This window comes from Anaeromassilibacillus senegalensis, assembly GCF_001261775.1.
GTDB classification, from domain to species: Bacteria; Bacillota; Clostridia; order Oscillospirales; family Acutalibacteraceae; genus Anaeromassilibacillus; species Anaeromassilibacillus senegalensis.
Map to the genome: position 1 here is coordinate 1,104,173 of NZ_LN868538.1, position 14,685 is coordinate 1,118,857.

Sequence of the window (14,685 nt, forward strand, 5' to 3'; positions counted from 1 at the left end):
TTACCAATGAAAAAAAGCAGTTTGGTGGCAATGGTTCTGGGAACCGTGAGTGGGATGCTGTTTGCGCTCGGTATGTGTATGGCGCTTGTTTCCGAATGGAACATGTTTCAACCGGGAATTTGGTTCGGCTGCGCGGGCTTGCTTCTCGGCCTGATCACACTCCTCGCATGGAGAAAAATGGAGCACAAAGCGCCGATTCGGCTTTCTGGCAAAACCGTGTTTGCCGGTGTTCTCGCCATTGCCGGCGTCCTTATCCTGGGCATCGGTATGTGTTTGAGCATGATATGGGGCCACATGCTTCTGGGGATCGTCCTCGGCTTTCTCGGCATCGCCGCCCTGCTCTGTTTACTTCCTCTTACAAAGGGATTGAAAGAATGAGCCTAAAGCAAACGATCCTCGGCCGCATGGAAGCGCATCCTATTGGAACGCGCTTTATCAGGGAACGGCGGTATCGAATCATTTTCATCGCGGCCTTCCATCTTTTCTTAAATCTTCTGTACGCGTTCTACCACGGCGTTCTCGGCGTCGTTCATTTGTCCCTGTGGTTTCTCACCATGTGCGCCTATTATACCTTATTGAGCACCATGCGCTTTTCCGCGGTGCTGTGCGCGTATAAAGGCCGTTCCACTTCTTCGATTGATACAGAATATTTTGTTATGAAACTGTCCGGTATCCTGCTCGTCCTGTTCAGCGTTGTCCTGTCGGGAATCATCTATCTGAGCCTGTCGCAGAACATCGTTCGGAAATACGATAAAATTACCATGATTACGATTGCGGCCTACATTTTTTTGAAAGTCACAATGGCCGCGATCCATGCTGTCAATGACAGAAAAAATCCCGCCCCGCTTCTGGCGGCCATCCGCACCATCGGATACGCGGAGGTGGCGGCGTCTGTTTTAACCTTGCAGCGTTCCATGCTCGCATCATTCGGAACGATGAACGGCACGGACGCACATCGAATGAATCTGCTGACCGGCGCCGCCGTCTGCCTGTTTATTTTTGTGCTTGGAATCGCAACAACGGCCAGAGGCATCAGGAGAAAGGAGCAAACCGTATGGCAAAATCAAAACTTGTAACGGCAAACGAAAAAGTGGCAGAAAAAGTCGTCGGCGCCTTTGAGAAAATAGAGCACACCGTCGTGGGTGGTTATATCAGGATAGAAGACGCCTTTGTCGACCGCTACCTCACAAAAGACGGTGAAACCGTAGAAGAAGCCAAAAAACGCCTGAAGAGCAGATGAAGGCGTCCTGGTCATGCCCCACAGGCCTTCCCGAAAAAATTTATATTGCAGCGAAAAAGTCCGCGACAGTCCAAGCTGTTGTGGACTTTTATTTATATTTATATTTATATTTAATATACCTTGACAGATGAGGTATATATGAGTATAGTATATCTTAGAAAGTGTGGTGAGTGCAATGTCCATTACCGCAGATATGATCCGGGGGCACACAGACACGATCATTTTACGAGAGCTCCTGGATAAGGACAGCTACGGCTATGAGATCAACAAAGCCATCCAGGAAAAGACCGACAACCAGTACGAGCTGAAGGAAGCCACCCTCTACACCGCGTTCCGCCGGCTGGAGCAGGCGGGATACATCCAATCCTATTGGGGAGACGAAACCACCGGCGCGCGCAGGCGCTATTACACCATCACGGAAGAAGGGCGCGCACAGTACCAGAACGCAATCGCGGACTGGGCGCATGCCAAACTCCTGATCGACAAACTGATTTTATAACAGAAAGGCTGATATTGATGATTGACAAAATTCGTGCTTATCTGGACAACGCCTTTGAAAACGCGCCCAAAACCCGCCGGATGGAGGACCTGAAGGAAGAGCTGTACTCCAACCTGGTGGAGAAGTACAACGACCGCCTCAAACACGGCCTCTCCGAAGAGGACGCGTACAACACGGTCATCCGGGGCATCGGCAACATCGACGAGCTGATCGACAGCGTACGGGAACCTTCCCCGCTGGCCCCCACGCCGGTACAGGAAACCAGCGCGCGCGCCATCCGCACGGCGGTCGCCGTCGCGCTCTATATTATGAGCCCGTTCCTGGTGATCCTGATCGACAACACCGCCGGGATCGGCGCCATGTTTGCCGCCATCGCCGCGGCGACCGGCCTGCTGATCTACAACGGCATGACGCGCAAATCTTATGTGCGCACGGAGGATACGATTGTGGAAGAATTTAAAGAATGGCATGTGAACAACAGCCGGCAGCGCGACGCGGTCAACGCATTCAAAGGCGCGTTCTGGAGCATCACCGTCGCCATTTATCTGCTGGTCAGCTTCATTTTCCGTATCTGGAGCTTTTCCTGGATCATCTTTATCATTGCCGTTGCAATTGAGAACATTGTAAAAGGCATACTGGCATTAAAGGAGTGAAAATCATGAGCAAGACTGCTGCAAAAGTGATCATCGGCATCTGGAGCGTCATTCTGGTTTTCTGTATTGCGGTATTTGCCTTCTTATGCGTAAGCGACGGCTGGGGCAACCGCTATTTCTGGCACTCTTCCCGCTACGACGGCGACTGGTCGTACGTCCAGCTCAAGGAACAGAGTATTCCCGAGGAAATCGACGCTTTGGACATCGATTGGAAGGGCGGCGACGTCAATTTCCATGCGAGTGACAATGCCACCGTAAAAATCGTGCAGCGCGGCGTAAAAAACACGCCGGAGACAGAGTTCTTCAACTCCGACGTCAAAAACGGCAAGCTGACCATTCAGGACGGCAAACGCACGGCGGGCCTGCGCATCTTCCCCTTCTCCTTTTCCATCGGCTCCGACCTGGACGTTTATCTGCCGGAAAAAACGTATCAGACGCTGGCCGTCAAGACCGTGAGCGGAGACATCGACCTGCAGGAATTTAACGCTTCCGTCTTGGAATTGCGTTCCACCTCCGGCGACTTCACCGTGAGCGGCGAGTACACGGAGATGACGCTGGAAACCACCAGCGGCGACATGGAGTGCACCGCCGCACAAACCGACCGGTTGGAGCTCCAAACCGTCAGCGGAGAAAGCACATTCAGGGGCAGCGTCAAACAAATCAACGCGAACAGCACCTCAGGCGATCTGAGTTTTAAAATGGATACGATGCCGGAAGGCGTGTCGGCGCACACGGTATCCGGAGAAATGGTCTTTGCCCTGCCGGAAAACGACGGCTTCTCCGTGGAATTCCACAGTGTTTCGGGCGACCTGTACAGCGATTTCTGGGACCGCACCGACCGTTACAACACGCAGTACAAGGACGGCGGCACGCTGTTTGACCTGCGCACGACCAGCGGCGATGCCCTCCTGCACAAGCGGTGAGCGCGTCCTCCTGTCCGTCGATTTGCCCCTATTTTCTTTTCCACAAGCATACGCGGACAAATTCGTGGCATTCTTATGGGGAAATCAAGAATTACAGGAGGGACCTGCTATGAAATCCACCTTTTTACACGCCAACTTGAACGTTTTCGACCTGGAAAAAAGCCTCGCATTCTATCAAACGGCGCTGGGTCTGACGGAATGCCGCCGCATGGAAGCACCGGACGGCTCGTTCATTCTGGTCTATCTCTCCGACGGCACAACGCCGTTTGAACTGGAGCTGACCTGGCTGCGGGACCGCACCGCACCGTACAATCTGGGGGACAACGAAATTCATCTGGCGGTTCGCGTGGAGGACAAAGCGGCAGCGTATGCGCTTCACCGGGAGATGGGCTGCATCTGCTTTGAGAACCACGACATGGACCTCTATTTCATCAACGACCCGGACGGCTACTGGATTGAAATTTTGACCTCCGGTCGGGACGCTCGCTAGAGGCTAAAGCCTCGCTCGAAGTTCTAAACAACCATCTCTGGTTAGGTCGCGGACCTCCGGTCAAGACGCGCCTGCGGCGGGAACCATTTTCACCTTGCGGCAATGCTAAATATATGCCTTTCTATGTTTCTAGAAGCGGTTAGGACCATTTTCACCTTGTAGGTAATGATTAAAATGCGTTTTTCCGCTTTTCTAAAAAGCGGCGGTTTCCAAAGGCGGCGCCTTTGGCCGTTCTCCGCAGAGAACGGAATTCTCTTCCTGAGAAGAGCGAGTGAGAGCGAGTGATACGTTTGTTTATGAGGCAGGGTGCTGCCTCTGGAGCTTTTCCTGGTTCCCCGGCGAAGGCTGGGAACTAAATCCCGCTGCAAAATAGCTTTTCATAAAAAAACGCGCCTTGCGATACCGCCCCGCGCTGAAGGAATAAAACGCTTGACGGCTCTCTCTTCATCATGGTAAAATAAAAGCCAAGGGAATGAAGTTCTCCCTTGGCAATATGCCTAAACCGCTGATAAAGCTGATGACTTCTGTGATTTTTAATCGCAGGAATCATCAGCTTTTTTGCTTCCTGCGGAAAAGAGGAGTGTTTTTATGTTACTCAGTCTCGCGTTGGTTTTCCTCTGCGGCATGGCGTTGGCCGCGGTCTTTGAAGCGCTGCGGCTTCCCAGGCTGCTGGGAATGCTGCTCACCGGCATTCTGCTGGGTCCGTTCGCGCTCAACTGGATCGCGCCGGCGCTTTTGTCCATCTCCGCGGACCTGCGCAGGATCGCTCTGATCATCATTCTCCTTCGCGCGGGCCTGTCGCTGGATGTCGGCGACCTGAAAAAGGTCGGCCGTCCCGCCGTTCTGATGTGCTTCGTCCCCGCCTGCTTTGAGATCGTAGGCATGGTCCTGCTTGCCCCCAGGCTGCTCGGCGTTTCCGTACTGGACGCCGCCATTATGGGCGCCGTCGTGGCGGCGGTCTCCCCGGCGGTCGTGGTACCCAAAATGCTGGACCTGATGCAGAAGGGTTACGGCGTGGACAAGAGCATCCCGCAGATGATTCTGGCGGGCGCGTCCGTCGACGACGTGTTCGTCATCGTCCTGTTTACGGCCTTCACCGGCCTGGCGCAGGGGACGCAGCTTTCCCCTACCGGCTTTGTGCAGATCCCGGTTTCCATTCTGCTGGGGCTTGTGGCGGGCGTCACCGTCGGCCTGCTCCTCGCCCTGTTCTTTCGGCGTGTCCACCTGCGCGACACTGTCAAGGTCATCCTGTTGTTGTGCATCGCGTTCCTGCTGGTAACCGCGGAGGATCAACTCAAAGGAATTGTTCCCTTCTCCGGACTGCTGGCGGTGATGAGCCTGGGCATCGCCCTGCAAAAACGGCGCGCGTTTGTCGCGGACCGGCTGTCTGCAAAATTCTCCAAGCTTTGGGTCGCGGCGGAAGTCCTTCTTTTTGTGCTGGTCGGCGCGACTGTGGATATTCAATACGCGGTTTCCGCCGGGGCCGCTGCCATCCTGCTGATTTTCTGTGTGCTGGCATTCCGCATGCTCGGCGTCCTGTGCTGCCTGCTGCGCACGCACCTCAATGGGAAAGAGCGTGTTTTCTGCATGATCGCCTATCTGCCGAAGGCGACCGTGCAGGCGGCCATCGGCTCTGTGCCGCTCGCGATGGGGCTCCCCTGCGGCAAAATCGTGCTGACGGTTGCGGTCCTTGCCATCCTGATCACCGCCCCGCTCGGTGCCTTCGGCGTGGACATGACGCACAAACGGCTGCTGCAAAAGCGCGCAGTGGAAAAAGAATCCGGCAACGCCGGTTAAGCGCACCGCCCCTTTGCGGATTCAGCCCGCTTCCAGAGCAGCCGGAACAGGTACAGCGCCAGCAAAATGCCCCAGGAAAACGCCTCCGCATACGCGATGGTCATATTGCCGTAGAGCGGCTCCATCGCATAGGAGAGCAGGATGCGGCATACCAGCGACGCGATTCCTGCGATGCTGGAATAAAGCACATCCCCCAGCCCCTCCAGATACCCCCGGACCGCCGTCGCAAGGCCATACACCGCATAAAAGCTGGCGATCCGCTGAAAAAAGCATTGTCCGATCTCCACCGCCTCCTGCCCCACACCAAACATGGCGATCAGATACCCGCCGGTCGGGATGACCAGCAGCGTCAGCAGCAGGGAACCCGCCGCCATCAGGACCGTACCGACCGCAAAGATGTTCCGGGCGCGCTTTTTCTCCCCCGCGCCGTCGCTCTGCGCGACCAGCGTGGAGATGCCCGAGCCGAGGTTGATGATCGGCAGCAGGATAATGGAGTCGACGCGATACGCCGTGGTGATTGCCGCCACGGTCTGCGTGCCGAAACCGTTCATAAAATTCTGCAACAGCAGGCCGCCGAACGCGCTGACGCTGGACTGGATCATCGGCGGCACACCCAGTCGAATCCCCTGCACCAGCGCCGTCCGGTGCAGCATCCCCTTTCCTGTGCGAAAGCGCAGCAGGGGATGCTTTTTTATGGCATAGACAATTAAAAACACCGTCATCGCCGCCTGTGCAAGCACGGTTGCCACCGCCGCGCCCGCGACACCCCAGCGCAGCCCGGCGACAAACAAAATGTCCAGCGCGACGTTCACGATGGATGAAACCAGAATAGCCAAAAACGGCGCGCGGCTGTCGCCGGTCCCCCGCAGCGCGGCGGAGTACACATTGTACACAGCCAGGAACGGCACGCCCGCAAAAATGATTTGCAGGTAGCGTTCCGCCAGATCAATCGTGTCCGGCGTTGTATGCAGAAGATGCAGCAACGGGGAGGCCAGCCCGATCCCCGCCGCGGCAAGCAGAAGAAACACGACTCCAAGGAGCACCGAAAAGGCCGAGAGGATTTTCGGTATATCGCCCATTTCCCCGCCGCCGTGCTTCTGCGCAAACAGGATGGCAAGGCCGAGCGTAAAACCGGTGATCGCCATCAGGTAGAAGTTGACGACCGTACCGGTCGCGCCGATCGCCGCCAGCGCCAGCTCCCCCTCCACATTGCCGACGATGAACGCATCCGCCCAGTTATAGAGCTGTTGCAGAACGCCGCTCAGGATCAGCGGCAAGCTGAATCTGAGCAGGATACCGGCGATTTCTCCCCCACCTTTGTGTTTATGGTTTTTTGCCATCTGCATTTTCCACCCCAACCCCCTTTGTTGCACCGGCGGCATTCCGTCCCGCCGTATCTGATCGGACGGCACAGATGCAAAAGTCCGGCCATTCCCGGAACGTGCCGCCGCATACCGTCCGTAAAAAAATACCGCATGCATAGTTCGCCTTGCATACGGTAGGTGCCCACCCGATATTCCCCATTTTTTGCTACTATAACACAGCTTCCCAACAAATGCAAATCAGATGGGGAACAGCGGTTTGCCGCCTTTTTGCCCCCTGTTCAACATTTCCCCTCTGCAATGGACAGCGCCCCGGCTTTTAATGTAAGCCGGGGCGCTGTTCTGCATTTGATTGTCTGTTCGCACGCACCGTACCACCCGCGCCTACCGCGGCTTATCGGCTCTGTGTGTACGGATTTTTTTATCCAATCGTTACCGCGCAATGCTTGACTGGGTTCTGTCCATTCAGCGTCGTGTACACGCCGGCGCTCTCGCCCGGCTTGCCGACCGCCCAAACCCGGAAGTACCAGTCGTTGCCGATGCGGGCTACAAACTGCGTCTTGAGCACGCCGCCGCTGCCCACGGTGAAGCCGGGAACCAGCCCGTTTCCGTTGACGACCGTCATCTTGAAGCAGTACGCGCTGCCGCGCTTCACGGTGAAGTCCACCGTCGTGTCGGAAACGACGCTCGCCTGCACCGCACCAACAGCCGCCGTTCCCGCCGCGCCGTAGAGATTGCCCATCGCGTTGGGGGTAGCGGAACTGCCGGAACCATTGTGAACCGGCGACTTTCTTTCCAGCGTGCCGATCGCCCCGCGCACCAGGCCGCTCGCCGCGTCCACGTCCTCTTGGCTGGCGTCCGGATTGTGCAGCGTCGCGCGTGCCTGTGCCAGCGCGTCCGTCAGCGCGTCGGCGCTTTCTTCCGTATAGAGGCGCAGGTCGTAGCCTTCCGCTTCCCTGATCCAATCTTCCAGCGCCTTTTTATCCGGAATCTTCCGCAGGGCTGCCATTGCTTCCGTCAAAATTGACGCCGCGTTGTTCACCTCGGACTGGGCCGGTTCCCCGTCGAGAAGCGCTTCCGCCGCGCGGAGCGCCGCCAGGAAGTCCGCCTTGCCGGGTTCCAGATAGGACTCCAGCTCCGCCTCGATGGCCTGCCCCTTTTCGATCAGCGCCAGCAGGGATTCCCAATCCGCCTTTCGGACCAGATTTTCCATGGCGACGCGCAGGGCTTCGGCGGCCTCTTTGATTTCCTTATCCATTGCGTCCGGATCATCATAGACGGCCTGGGCTTCCGCCAGGACTTTTTCATACGACGCCCAGCTGGACGCGATGAATTCGTCTTCCAAAAGCTGATCCGCCGATTCCAGCGTTTCTTTCAGCGCGGTCTTGTCGCCCTTTGCAAAACGCAGGTACTGGATGGCCTTCAGCATAGCTGACCACGCGCGGTCGATGGACGCCTGATCCGCGTCTTTCTTTGCCAGCACTGTTTCCGCGTTGGCAAGCGCCTTGTCAAACGCCTCCTGTACGGTTGGAATCGCATTTTGATATTCCGCGCCTTTCTCCAACGCTTTCGCGCTGTCAACCACAGTCTTCAGAATCTGCTTGTTCACAACCGTGAATGCCAGCTCGACAGTGGTATCCGCGTTGGGCATCGTGGAACTCCAGAGGTACTGATTGACGTCAAAGCTGGCGTTGACCTCGACCGGCGTCCCGTTGACGGTCACGCCCGCGAGCACCCTGCCTTCCACCGCCGGGACAAAAGCGAACGCCAGCGGCGTCTCCGCCGTCACCACGGCCTGATAAGAACCGGTCAGATTCGGGAGCTTTTGCTCTTCCCCATTGATCAGGAGCTTGACATTCCGTGAGAAATTGACCGTCAGCACATGGTCGCCGGGCTCCTGCTCCGCCGGCTTCGTGATGCGGATTTCCGCCGCGGAGGAGAATTGCTTTGGCGCCTGCGTTGTGACGGAATCAACGGCGTACAGCCGCACATTCGTGGCCTTTTCCGCCGGGAAGGAAACCTTTTTCCAGGAAGAACTCGCCGCCCAGCTGCCGCTGGCGACGGTATGGTACGTGGCGCCGTTGTCGCTGCTCAGCTCAATGCGGTATTGTGTGATCGTGCCGTTGCCCGCATTGGAACGCGGCAGATAGCGCAGGCCGTCCACGGTCTTCTCGCCGCCGAGGGCGATGTCGATCCAGTGGTCCTCGCGCGCCGCGCCCGCCCACAGGGTGTGCCAGATGGTGTTCGTGTTGCCGTCCAGCACCAGACGCGCCGGGCCTTCGCTCGCGCCGCCGTTCGGCTCCTCGCTGCCCGCCGTGGCAGTCATTCCCGCCACCGGAAGATCGTTGGCATCGTCCTCCGCCGGGTTCTTTTCGACCGTATCCACGGAGAAGTCCTTCAGGACCTCCGCGCCCAGCTCCTTCAGGCTCAGGCCGTTCGGCTCCTCGGTATATTCGTTGTTGGCGCGCGCCCACGCCCACTCAAATGCGAACCAGTCGAAATCCAGGTCGTAAGATTCGCCGTTCAGCTTCTTCTGGTACTCGTCGATCCACTTCTGCCAGCGGACTTTGTAGTAATCGTTTGTTAGGCCGGCCCACTGGCGGTTGGAATAGTCCTTCAGGCCGCCCGCATTCGCCTGCGAAATGCCGCCCCAGGTGGTGATCAGTCCACGGGCGTTCAGCTCGTACAGCTCTTTCGTAAAATCGTCCGCGTTGGCGGCGAGGTCCTTTGCCTGTCCCACCCAGGTGCCCAGCAGGAACGCCTTCTGCGTGCCGAGGACCTGTTCAATCTCATCGATGATGCGCAGGAATTGTTCCGACCGGCGGGCAAACGCTTCCGCGTCGCCGCCGCTGGCGGCCTCCGCCATGCTCCTGTGGTACTCCTGCGCCGTATTGGAAAGCACCTGCTTGAGCACGTCCGCCAAATCGTACTGGTAGCCGGGGCTGTCCTTGAGCTTGTCGTAATCCTGCAAGAGCAGCTCCGCCGCGCGCTCCAGATCCTTCTTATCGTAGTCGATCACCGCGTTGCCCCAGGTGGAAGCCGCGCTGATGTTCAGCGCCGGGCGGGCGTTGACCACAGACTCCGGCGCGCCCTGCCCCTTCATGTTCAGGGACGGATTGTACACGGTGTCGTTCAGAATCCGCATGGCCTCAAACGCCGCGTCGCTGGCCGCGCCGTAGCGGCGGGTCGTGTAATCGCGGAACCACTGCTCCAGATCGATGGCCTGCAGGTCGTCCGGCGTCTCGCTCCAGATCGTCTCAAAGAACAGGTCATACAGGACCGGGTTGTTCTGGGAGGCCTCCGGCGTGATGCCGATGCCCTTCATCTGCTGCGCCGTCTGCGCGGCGCGGGGAATTTCACTGACAAAGTTTTCAATATGCCCGTGCAGGCCCATACGGCCGCCAAAGTTGTTCAGCATGCAGTACAGCCACGGCGTGTCCATAAATTCGCCGCCGTTCGCGGTCTCCCACGTGGGGGTCTTTTCCGCGTAGAGGTCCAGCACCAGCGCATGCTCGCGGTAGCCCTCCAATCCCTGCATCAGGGAGGTGGTCGGGTTGCCCTGCCACGCCTGAATGATCCACACGGCGTCCGGGTCCGCCTGCAGCATGGAGGAAATCACATGGGAGCTGACCGTCGCGCCGGACATGCCGCCGGTGTTGCCGCCCTCGTGGAACGGGTCGGTCGCGTAGTAGTGCGAAACGTCGCCGTATACCTCGCGCTGGCATGCATAGAATTTTTCCGCAAAGGTGCTGTAGGTTTCGGTATCCGTCTTGAGCATCGCCGGGCGCTGGAAAGAACACCAGGTACCCTGCGGGATGATCTGCGCGTCCGGCTGCTTGTCCTGAATGTCCACCGGCACCATGCCGCTGTAGCCCTGCAGGACCGGCTGCATCCCGAGCCGGCGCATGGTGAGCTGATTCTGCCGCGCCAACTCCGTGCGCTCCGTAAACCAGGTGTCGTGCACCGGGCCGCCAAAGCCGGTGAGGTTTGCCATATAGGCCCATGCGTAATACGCCGGGCCGGCGATGAAGTCCTTGGCCTCCTGATGGCTGTAGCCCAATTCTCCCAGGAACCGCCGCCAGACCTCTTCCTGCGCGGTGGCGTCCAGCACCACGTTCACGCCGTTGAGCGCCAGCCAGTCCAGCTCGTTGCGCCATTCCTCCTCGCCCCAGAAGGCCATGGAGTAAGACAGCGTGCAGTAGTTGTACGAGTACCGCACCGGGAACTGCGTCTCCCGGCGGACCGGCTTGTCCACGGGAACAATCGCGTCCGGCATCCGCACCTGATCGCCCAACTGGGAGATCATCACATTGCAGGAGTATTTTAAATAGTAATTCAGGCCGGTCGCCAAAGACACGCCGTCGTTGCCCACGATTTTGATGGTGCCGTCGTCCGCGTTGGAAAGCGCGAAATAATCGTAGCCGTTCGCGCCCGGCGCCGCCAGCTCAAAGGTGAACCAATCGACGTATTCTTTGCCGAGGCGGCGTTCCACGATCCCCTGTACTTCCTGAATGGTCATTTCCGGGGTAATCTCCACATTGTACGGGGAATCCGTGAAATCGGGCACGCTGACCGCCGGGGTCTCCTGCACCGGCGTGCCGCTGGGCTCGCCCAGCACGCGCACTTCGTTGAGGACCGCCTGCGCGGACGCGGAGTTATACTCCATGTACACGCGCACGATGCGCGCTTCCTTGCCGCCCAGATCGTAGGCTTCGCCCTCCGCCGGGCAAATCTCCGCGGAGGTCTTTTCGGCTATCTTATCAAAGTCGCGTCCGTCCATGCTGGTATAGAGGGAATACTGGGAATAGCCGTTTGCGGGCGTATAAATTTCCACCCGGTCGATGTTGTAGTTTTCCTCCAGGTCGATGTCCACATAGGCCGGATACATCGAGCCATTCCACGAATTGGTGGTCTGGCCGTCGTTCACCCGGTAGGCGTTCGCCTGGTTGGAACTGGTATGTACGGGTTTGTTCCACGCGACGCTCTCCGTGTCCTCCTGCGCGTCACCGGGGGCCGCGAAGATTTTAAATTCCGCGATAGCCGGCCAGGGGTCTCCCCCGCCGGACGTGATGCTGGTGATTTCCACGCGCACATCGGTCAGCTCCACAGGGGCGTCCAGCGCATGCGTGCGCAGGCAGTCCTCGCGCGTCGCCGTCGCGCCCTCGACCAGCGTGTTCCAGTCCGCGTCGTCCTTTCCCTTGCCGAGGATGTTGTACGTGAACACAAACTGGTTGCTGTCCGGGTTCAGCTCCTCAAAGGCAATCTCAAATGACTGCACACGGCGCTGCTCCGGCAAGGCAAGCTGCACCCACGCGGGCTTGCCGCCCAGGGAGCTCATGCCGCCGTTGAGGAAGACATACAGGGAACCGTAGTTGCCATCCACCAGATTGGCGGAATTCCCCGCACCGCCGCCGACGGAGGTAATCTCCGCGTCGGGGGCGATATTCACCAGTTCTTCCTCCTGGGTGTCGTCCTCCACCCAAATTTCCACCTCCGCCATGGCGGGCCAGAAGGCCCCCGCGGCACCGTCATTCTTGGGGTTGGACAGCTCCACCTTGAGGTGGGAGAGATAGGTCGCGGTATCAAAGGTATAGGTATAGTCGTCGTCGAAGCCGTGATCCGCCTGCTCGTCCGCGCCGATGTAATCGGACGTGACGTTGTTGATCGCGTAGGACAGGTTCATGTCCACCGACCAGGCGGAGTGGCCGCTCTCGAACTTGACCACAACCTTCTTTACCGGTTTGCCGAGCGCGGGCGGCAGCTGAAAGACCACCTCCGTGGGCCAGGTCCCGCTGTTGCGCACCCAGAGCGTGGTAGAATCGCCGTCCACCAGATTCTCCGGGCCGCGCCCCGCCTCGTTTTCCGGCGCGTCGATCGCACACTGCGCGGCGATGTTGACGAGTTTCCCCTCTTCCGCCGTCTGCGTCCGTGCGAGTGCCGTCAGCGGCAGGGAAGAAACCACCAGCAGGACGCACAGCAGCGTGCTGAGCAGGGATTTGATTTTTTTCACAAAAAGCACCTCCTGTTCATATTCTTTTCATTTATTTTATCATCTCACAGGCAGAGCTTCAATCATTTTCGCAAAAAAGCATTATCGCCGCGAATGTTTACATTGGGGGCATTTTGTTGGAAATAAAACTTAAACAGGTGCTTTTCGCCAGCGTAAAAACGCGTATAACACCATTTTCACACCTAAAAAATCCATGCTTCAATGAATGAAGCATGGATTTTTTAGGTTCTGCTACGTGATCCCTTTTACGGATTTAATATTCTTTTATACAAAATCGGTTTATCATAACCAAACGTCCTCTTCCCGTTGACTTCCATACACTCGGATACCTCCAGCCACTCCTCTGAAAAACGTTCAAACAGTGTAAACTTTAAAACAGGAGAAAACTGGCTCACGCTTCCGCCTTCCCACACGCCGTTTTTAAACTGATAAATTGCCGGTGTGAATTTTTTGGAAACCTTTAAATCCGAGTAGTTCACTGTACGCAATTGTTCATAGGTAAAATTAGACTTATCATAGCCATCCGGTATTTCGTAAGAAGTCAGCTGAACGGTTTCTCCTTCTTCTGTGAAGAGAAACAAATGGGACGACGCGTGCGTCTTTCCCCGTTCGGTGTAACGGCTCTCTTCTACCAGAAACACGCCTGAAAAATCCTCGGACAGCCCGCTGATTTTGTCGTTGCAAACCGTATTGATGTGCTCTGCAAAAGGATACTCCATTCCTTGCGTCTGCATATCCCTATATTGCTCCACATTGTTAAATCGCCCACTTAAAATTTTTATAAAATCCTGTAAGTGTCTCATATAAAACCCTTTCCTTTCACATGGATTCCCTTTTGATGACTGTTAAGATACTCCTTATCTTTTAATTCATTGTGACCTGTTTCTGAACAACTTTAGACATGATGAAAAAAGGACAGACGTCCGGTTTTTACCGGTCATCTGTCCCAATTTATTTTAGATCGTATCCATTGGCGGCTTGGAGAACGGGTTCTCCACCGCAGGCTCCGTGAGCAGCAGGCCCAACTCTTCCGGGTTGACGGCACCGTTTTGAATCGCGCGGTCGCGCAGGAAAATGTACAGCTCCGCCATGGAGGCCTCCATATACGGTTCGACAAACAGCGTGCCGACGCCGAGGCACAGCATGCCGAGGAAATACCAGCCGATAAAGGACAGCTGCAAAATAAAAATGTTCATCTTCTCGCCGTCCGTCATCGCGCGGCTGATCTCCCGCACACGGTCGCCCGGAAGATTCGGGTTATCAGAGAGGATATACGGCACCAGAAAATACTGGTACGACTTGTAGATGCCCGGAATGACGAACAGCAGGCTCCACAGAAAAATATACAAACTCGTGACAAACATCGCCGCCACGGAATTTTTGTAGTTCGTGCCAAAACCGCTGAACAGCGTTTCCATCCGCACATCACCGAAGTGGTTCTGCACAAAGTACCGCGCACGTCCGATCGACAGGACATTCACAACAAAAATACTCAGCAGCAGGCCGATCAACGTGAGCGGCACGGACCACGAGAGAAACTGCTCCGCCACCATTTGCAGGTAACCGCTGTCATAGAGAAAGCCATAATTCATAAACTGCTGGCCCAGATTGTTGAACGTGCTCCCTATACTAGCGAAGCCCGCCAGCAGGGCAGCGACCAATGCGACCACAAACGCACGCCAATAACGCCCTCTCAGCGCAATTTTCGCGTTTTCCTTCAAAATACTTCTGCTCCACATCATACATTCTCC

At 56.9% G+C, this 14,685-nt stretch carries 12 protein-coding genes and 1 riboswitch; of the genes, 8 read left to right on the plus strand and 4 right to left on the minus strand.

Annotation, left to right across the window (positions count from 1 at the left end; all coding sequences use genetic code 11):
• Nucleotides 1–6: 6 nt before the first annotated feature.
• From BN2106_RS14845 to BN2106_RS14885, 8 genes are all read left to right on the plus strand, one after another.
• The gene (locus BN2106_RS14845) at nucleotides 7–378 is read left to right on the plus strand and encodes a hypothetical protein (protein WP_050699329.1); all 372 of its coding nucleotides are present in this window, start codon (nucleotides 7–9) and stop codon (nucleotides 376–378) included.
• Nucleotides 375–1,076: a hypothetical protein gene (locus tag BN2106_RS14850; RefSeq protein WP_050699330.1), complete on the plus strand. Its 702-nt coding sequence runs from the start codon at nucleotides 375–377 to the stop codon at nucleotides 1,074–1,076. Before BN2106_RS14845 ends, BN2106_RS14850 begins: the two co-directional genes overlap by 4 nt.
• Complete coding sequence (locus BN2106_RS14855) at nucleotides 1,055–1,240, plus strand: hypothetical protein (RefSeq protein ID WP_050699331.1); 186 nt, start codon at nucleotides 1,055–1,057, stop codon at nucleotides 1,238–1,240. Before BN2106_RS14850 ends, BN2106_RS14855 begins: the two co-directional genes overlap by 22 nt.
• A 175-nt stretch (nucleotides 1,241–1,415) precedes the next feature.
• A complete protein-coding gene (locus BN2106_RS14860; protein WP_050699332.1) occupies nucleotides 1,416–1,739 on the plus strand; it encodes a PadR family transcriptional regulator in 324 nt (107 codons plus the stop codon).
• A gap of 17 nt (nucleotides 1,740–1,756) precedes the next feature.
• Nucleotides 1,757–2,392, plus strand: a complete 636-nt coding sequence (locus tag BN2106_RS14865) for a permease prefix domain 1-containing protein (protein WP_050699333.1) — start codon at nucleotides 1,757–1,759, stop codon at nucleotides 2,390–2,392.
• 5 nt (nucleotides 2,393–2,397) lie between these two features.
• On the plus strand, nucleotides 2,398–3,315 hold the full coding sequence (locus tag BN2106_RS14870; protein WP_050699334.1) for a DUF4097 family beta strand repeat-containing protein: 918 nt from the start codon (nucleotides 2,398–2,400) through the stop codon (nucleotides 3,313–3,315).
• Between the two features lie 109 nt (nucleotides 3,316–3,424).
• Nucleotides 3,425–3,805: a VOC family protein gene (locus BN2106_RS14875; RefSeq protein WP_050699335.1), complete on the plus strand. Its 381-nt coding sequence runs from the start codon at nucleotides 3,425–3,427 to the stop codon at nucleotides 3,803–3,805.
• A gap of 459 nt (nucleotides 3,806–4,264) precedes the next feature.
• A riboswitch (Fluoride riboswitch) is annotated at nucleotides 4,265–4,339 on the plus strand.
• Between the two features lie 54 nt (nucleotides 4,340–4,393).
• Nucleotides 4,394–5,602 (plus strand): cation:proton antiporter, encoded by a 1,209-nt coding sequence (locus BN2106_RS14885; RefSeq protein WP_050699337.1) that lies wholly within the window; start codon nucleotides 4,394–4,396, stop codon nucleotides 5,600–5,602.
• Here BN2106_RS14885 and BN2106_RS14890 read toward each other — a convergent pair.
• From BN2106_RS14890 to BN2106_RS14905, 4 genes are all read right to left on the minus strand, one after another.
• Nucleotides 5,599–6,942, minus strand: a complete 1,344-nt coding sequence (locus BN2106_RS14890; RefSeq protein WP_050699500.1) for an MATE family efflux transporter — start codon at nucleotides 6,940–6,942, stop codon at nucleotides 5,599–5,601. The two genes, BN2106_RS14885 and BN2106_RS14890, sit on opposite strands and share 4 nt — an antisense overlap.
• Nucleotides 6,943–7,345: 403 nt before the next feature.
• Nucleotides 7,346–12,934 (minus strand): alpha-N-acetylglucosaminidase TIM-barrel domain-containing protein, encoded by a 5,589-nt coding sequence (locus BN2106_RS14895; RefSeq protein ID WP_050699338.1) that lies wholly within the window; start codon nucleotides 12,932–12,934, stop codon nucleotides 7,346–7,348.
• Between the two features lie 245 nt (nucleotides 12,935–13,179).
• Nucleotides 13,180–13,737, minus strand: a complete 558-nt coding sequence (locus BN2106_RS14900) for a hypothetical protein (protein WP_050699339.1) — start codon at nucleotides 13,735–13,737, stop codon at nucleotides 13,180–13,182.
• A 153-nt stretch (nucleotides 13,738–13,890) separates the two neighbouring features.
• Nucleotides 13,891–14,676 (minus strand): DUF975 family protein, encoded by a 786-nt coding sequence (locus BN2106_RS14905; protein ID WP_082236538.1) that lies wholly within the window; start codon nucleotides 14,674–14,676, stop codon nucleotides 13,891–13,893.
• Between the last annotated feature and the right edge of the window lie 9 nt (nucleotides 14,677–14,685).